Raw genomic sequence first — 4,834 nt, 5'->3', positions numbered from 1 at the left:
AATCCGTCAGGGGACGGATTGGGAAAATACCTTTCAGGACTCCGGGCCGCGCGTCATCGGCGAACCCTGCTGTCCGGGTGCAAAGTTACGCCCTTAAAGCGGTATCGGACAGATGCTTGACCCGGTCAATGACTGCCAACCGGCGCAACGTGCCGCCACTTGCCGGAGAAGTGATACAGGTTCCAAAATATACTTGTTTATTTGCAGCATGATTCAAGAAACGAACGATTTGAAGATATGATAAACGGAACATTCAAATACCCGGAAATCCGCTTCTTCGGATACTTGCCGAAACGGATACCCGAACCGTCGGAAACCCGGTTCTCCGACAATTCGGTGACGTATGGATTCAATGACTTCATGACGCAATGTCGTCAATCACCATTTGTCCGACGCACCGCTTCACCACAGAACCGGATACGCGACGACCCGCCTGCGTGTGTAGTCACGGAAGCGGATGGTGCGACAGCCAAATCCGTATGGAAACAGAAAAACAAATCATCAACAATTAAAATAAATGGAACTATGAGTAAGGAAATCTTCGTTGCATTCGCAACACAGAAAGGTGGCATCGGCAAATCCACTGTCACGGCACTTGCCGCCAGCTACCTGCACAACGTGAAAGGCTACAATGTCGCCGTCGTGGACTGCGACGACCCGCAGCACAGCATCCACGGGCTGCGCGAACACGAAATGGGGCTTATCGACAGCAGCACCTACTTCAAGGCTCTCGCTTGCGACCATTTCCGCCGGATCAAAAAGAACGCCTACACCATCGTCAAAAGCAATGCGGTGAACGCCCTCGACGATGCCGAGAGGATGATTGCCACTGAGGACGTGAAACCCGACGTGGTGTTCTTCGACATGCCCGGCACACTCCGAAGCAACGGCGTGATAAAGACGCTCTCGCAGATGGACTACATTTTCACTCCGCTGAGTGCCGACCGCTTTGTCGTGGAGAGTACCCTGAAATTCGTCACGATGTTCCGCGACAGGCTGATGACTACCGGACAGGCGAAAACAAAGGGGCTGCATCTGTTCTGGACGATGGTGGACGGCAGGGAGAGGAACGACTTGTACGGCATCTACGAGGAAGTGATAGCCGAAATGGGCTTTCCGGTACTTTCCACCCGCTTGCCCGACAGCAAGAAGTTCCGCCGTGACCTTTCGGAAGAGCGCAAGAGCGTTTTCCGCTCCACCATCTTCCCGATGGACACGGCACTGCTGAAAGGGAGTGGCATCCGGGAGTTTTCCGAAGAGATAAGCGACATCATCAGACCGCAGTGAGCATGGGCAGCAGGAAAGTGAACACGGAAGGCATCGACGAGGAACTGCTGTTAGCCTCCATCGGGCGGCGCACACAGGACGGGACACTGCGCCCCGCACAGGAAGTACCCGCAGCTGCACCGACCGAAGAGGACACCGCCGCACCGGAACCATCTCCTGTGCAACCCGTAACACGGGAAAAAGCGCAGAGGGAAAGTGGACGCCGGAAAAGGCAGGACGAGGACTACAACGAGCTATTCCTGCGCCGCAACGAGATAAAGACCCGCCAATGTGTCTATATCAGCCGTGACGTCCACGGCAAGATCCTCAGAATCGTGAACGACATCGCCGGAGGGGAAATCTCAGTAGGCGGATATGTGGATACCGTGCTGCGCCAGCATCTGGAACAGCACAAGGAGAGAATCAACGAACTGTACAAGAAACAACGTGAAGATCTGATTTGAAAATGGAAAAAGAAATGACACCGAATGAAAAAAGACCACAGCAAGACTGCGGAGGTATGTTTACCCAAGTGCAGGCGAGTGTGGAAATACTGTCGCCTGTCCCGGTAAGCGGCAAATGCAGTGAGAAGGACTATGAACGCCTGTTCATCCGCGACCCGGAAGTAAAGGCACGTGAGGGGAAGATGGCGTATGTGCGCCCGGAGTACCACGAGCGTATCATGCGTATCACCCGTGTAATCGGGCATGACCGGCTTACGCTGTCCGCTTACATCGACCATGTGCTGACGCACCACTTCAACCAGTGCGAAGATGCGATAAAGAGCCTTTATGCCCGAAATTACAATTCAGTATTCTAACCAAAAACGGAAGGATATGAATTACACAATCAGCATGACAGACATTCTGCTGGCGGTATCGGTCGGCTGCAACCTCTGGTTCCTGTTCCTGCTCCTTTACGAGCGCATCATGGACACGCGGATTGTCCGCTTCTTCAAGGGCATTGTCGGATTATGGCGGTCACTGGACGGGAATGAGGCTAAACGCATAGCGGCACACGAGGAAGTCCCTGCGGAAAAGGCGGACATCATCGGCAAGAGCCGTTTCAGGATGGCATCCACCCGGACAACCGCTGCCATACCGACGCAAGAAGCCGCCACTATTGAAAAAGGCATTGAGCTGTCGGAGGAAGAGGCTACTTTTGACGACGGAAAAACGGGAAACGCATCCCGCCCGGCACAAGTCCCGGAGGAAAAACTCGATGAGACCTTCACGAGCATACCGCCGGAGGAACTGGGATACGGGGACGACGAACCGGAAGAGGACGCCTCGGACACGCCACGGGCTTCGGGCAGCAGCTTTGACGAGATTGACGACGCCTGCAAGACCGCCAAAAACCCGGACGCGACACAGGCGGAACGTGAAAAGGCGGCTAAGGTGTTCACCGACATGGAGGGCACGGAGTTGTACGAGAAAATGATGGAAGGCTCTTCGGAGATAGGCATCCGCATCAAGGGGCTTATCGAGATTCGGCTGAAGAAATCTGAAAAGGAGTTCGTCGTGCCGGACAACATCGAGGAGTTCGACATTCGCAACTATGTATGACAACAATAAAAGAAATGAACATGAAAGAATGACATCAACCCACGCGGCGAGGAAACGCAAGGCGCATCCCCATCCGCAACGGACACGCCCACGTCCGTGGAAACAAACGGGCATCCACTAAAACCAAAGTAAAGAAACAAAGTATCAACCGCCCGACAAAGGACCATCCACCCTTTTGACGGCAAAAAACAAGAACAGTTTATGAACAAGAACATCTTGAAAAACAGAAAAGCAATCCTCTCCGCGGCACTTGTCATCGCCGCAACCGCCTCCGCTTTCGCGCAGGGAAACGGCATCGCGGGCATCAACGAAGCCACCTCTATGGTGAGTTCTTATTTCGACCCCGGAACTAAACTGATATACGCCATCGGTGCAGTCGTCGGGCTTATCGGGGGCGTAAAAGTGTACGGCAAGTTTTCATCGGGCGACCCCGACACCAGCAAGACAGCCGCCTCGTGGTTCGGCGCGTGCATCTTCCTGATTGTTGCCGCCACCATCCTGCGCTCATTCTTCCTTTAATAAATAATGTATGGCTGAATACCCAATCAACAAGGGTATCGGCCGTCCGGTAGAGTTCAAGGGCTTGAAGGCACAGTACCTCTTCATTTTCTGCGGAGGTCTGCTGGCTCTCTTCGTCCTGTTCGTCATCCTCTACATGGTCGGTATCGACCAGTGGATATGTATCGGCTTCGGCGCGGCATCGTCCTCCCTCCTTGTATGGCAGACCTTCGCGCTGAACGCCCGGTACGGTGAACACGGGCTGATGAAATTAGGAGCGGCACGGAGCCATCCCCGATACCTTATCAACCGGCGGCGGATAACCCGTCTGTTCAAACGACAACGAAAGGAAGAAAGACAATGAGGAATACATCGAAAATGACAACACTGGAAAACAGGTTCCCACTTTTAGCGGTGGAGCATGGCTGCATCATCTCAAAGGACGCCGACATCACGGTGGCTTTCGAGGTGGAACTACCGGAACTTTACACCGTGACGGGTGCGGAGTACGAGGCGATACACAGTTGCTGGTGCAAGGCTATCAAGGTGCTGCCGGACTACTCCGTCGTCCACAAACAGGACTGGTTCATCAAGGAACGCTACAAACCGGAGCTTCAGAAGGACGACATGAGCTTTTTAAGCCGCTCTTTCGAGCGTCACTTCAACGAGCGTCCGTACCTGAAACACACCTGCTACCTCTACCTGACCAAGACAACAAAGGAGCGTAACCGGATGCAGAGCAATTTCAGCACGCTGTGCCGGGGACATATCATCCCGAAGGAGCTGGACAGGGAAACCACGACCAAGTTCTTGGAAGCCTGCGAACAGTTCGAGCGCATCATGAACGACAGCGGGCTTGTCAGGCTGCGCCGCCTCTCCACCGATGAGATTGTGGGTACTGAGGGAAAGACGGGACTTATTGAACGCTACTTCTCGCTCATGCCGGAAGGTGACACCACCTTGCAGGACATCGAGCTTTCGGCAAGGGAGATGCGCATCGGCGACAACCGCCTGTGTCTGCACACCCTCTCCGACGCGGAAGACCTGCCGGGCAAGGTGGCTACCGACACCCGTTACGAGAAGCTCTCCACCGACCGGAGTGACTGCCGACTGTCATTCGCCTCCCCGGTGGGGCTTCTGCTCTCCTGCAACCATATCTACAACCAGTATGTGCTGATAGACAACAGTGAGGAAACCTTGCAGAAGTTCGAGAAGTCCGCCCGTAACATGCAGTCGCTATCTCGCTATTCAAGGAGCAACAGCATCAACCGCGAGTGGATAGACCAATACCTGAACGAAGCCCATTCCTACGGACTGACCTCGGTACGGGCACACTTCAACGTCATGGCGTGGAGCGACGATGCGGAGGAACTGAAGCATATCAAGAACGACGTGGGCAGCCAGTTGGCAAGCATGGAATGCGTGCCGCGCCACAACACCATCGACTGCCCGACACTCTACTGGGCGGCGATACCCGGCAATGCGGCGGACTTCCCGGCGGAAGA

At 54.4% G+C, this 4,834-nt stretch carries 8 protein-coding genes; all 8 read left to right on the top strand.

Going from position 1 to position 4,834, the window contains the following annotated elements:
* A partial coding sequence (locus tag DW039_RS21155; protein ID WP_207810856.1) for a hypothetical protein occupies window positions 1-212 on the top strand: 212 nt, incomplete at its 5' end.
* 25 nt (window positions 213-237) lie between these two features.
* Window positions 238-1,287, top strand: a complete 1,050-nt coding sequence (locus tag DW039_RS20410; protein ID WP_004291492.1) for a ParA family protein — start codon at window positions 238-240, stop codon at window positions 1,285-1,287.
* 2 nt (window positions 1,288-1,289) lie between these two features.
* On the top strand, window positions 1,290-1,730 hold the full coding sequence (locus DW039_RS20405) for a DUF3408 domain-containing protein (RefSeq protein ID WP_004291503.1): 441 nt from the start codon (window positions 1,290-1,292) through the stop codon (window positions 1,728-1,730).
* A 2-nt stretch (window positions 1,731-1,732) separates the two neighbouring features.
* On the top strand, window positions 1,733-2,086 hold the full coding sequence (locus DW039_RS20400; protein ID WP_004291505.1) for a DUF3408 domain-containing protein: 354 nt from the start codon (window positions 1,733-1,735) through the stop codon (window positions 2,084-2,086).
* A gap of 16 nt (window positions 2,087-2,102) precedes the next feature.
* On the top strand, window positions 2,103-2,831 hold the full coding sequence (locus DW039_RS20395; protein ID WP_004304280.1) for a hypothetical protein: 729 nt from the start codon (window positions 2,103-2,105) through the stop codon (window positions 2,829-2,831).
* Between the two features lie 201 nt (window positions 2,832-3,032).
* On the top strand, window positions 3,033-3,350 hold the full coding sequence (locus DW039_RS20390) for a DUF4134 domain-containing protein (RefSeq protein ID WP_002560983.1): 318 nt from the start codon (window positions 3,033-3,035) through the stop codon (window positions 3,348-3,350).
* Between the two features lie 10 nt (window positions 3,351-3,360).
* A complete protein-coding gene (locus DW039_RS20385) occupies window positions 3,361-3,693 on the top strand; it encodes a DUF4133 domain-containing protein (protein WP_004291514.1) in 333 nt (110 codons plus the stop codon).
* Window positions 3,690-4,834: TraG family conjugative transposon ATPase (locus DW039_RS20380; RefSeq protein ID WP_120382306.1), on the top strand; the 1,145-nt coding region annotated here is incomplete at its 3' end. The genes DW039_RS20385 and DW039_RS20380, both read left to right, overlap by 4 nt.

The sequence above is a fragment of the Bacteroides sp. AF39-16AC genome, assembly GCF_003602735.1.
Lineage (GTDB): Bacteria > Bacteroidota > Bacteroidia > Bacteroidales > Bacteroidaceae > Bacteroides > Bacteroides uniformis.
The sequence above is the reverse complement of the archived record's forward strand: the minus strand, read 5'-3'. Positions and strand labels throughout refer to the sequence as shown.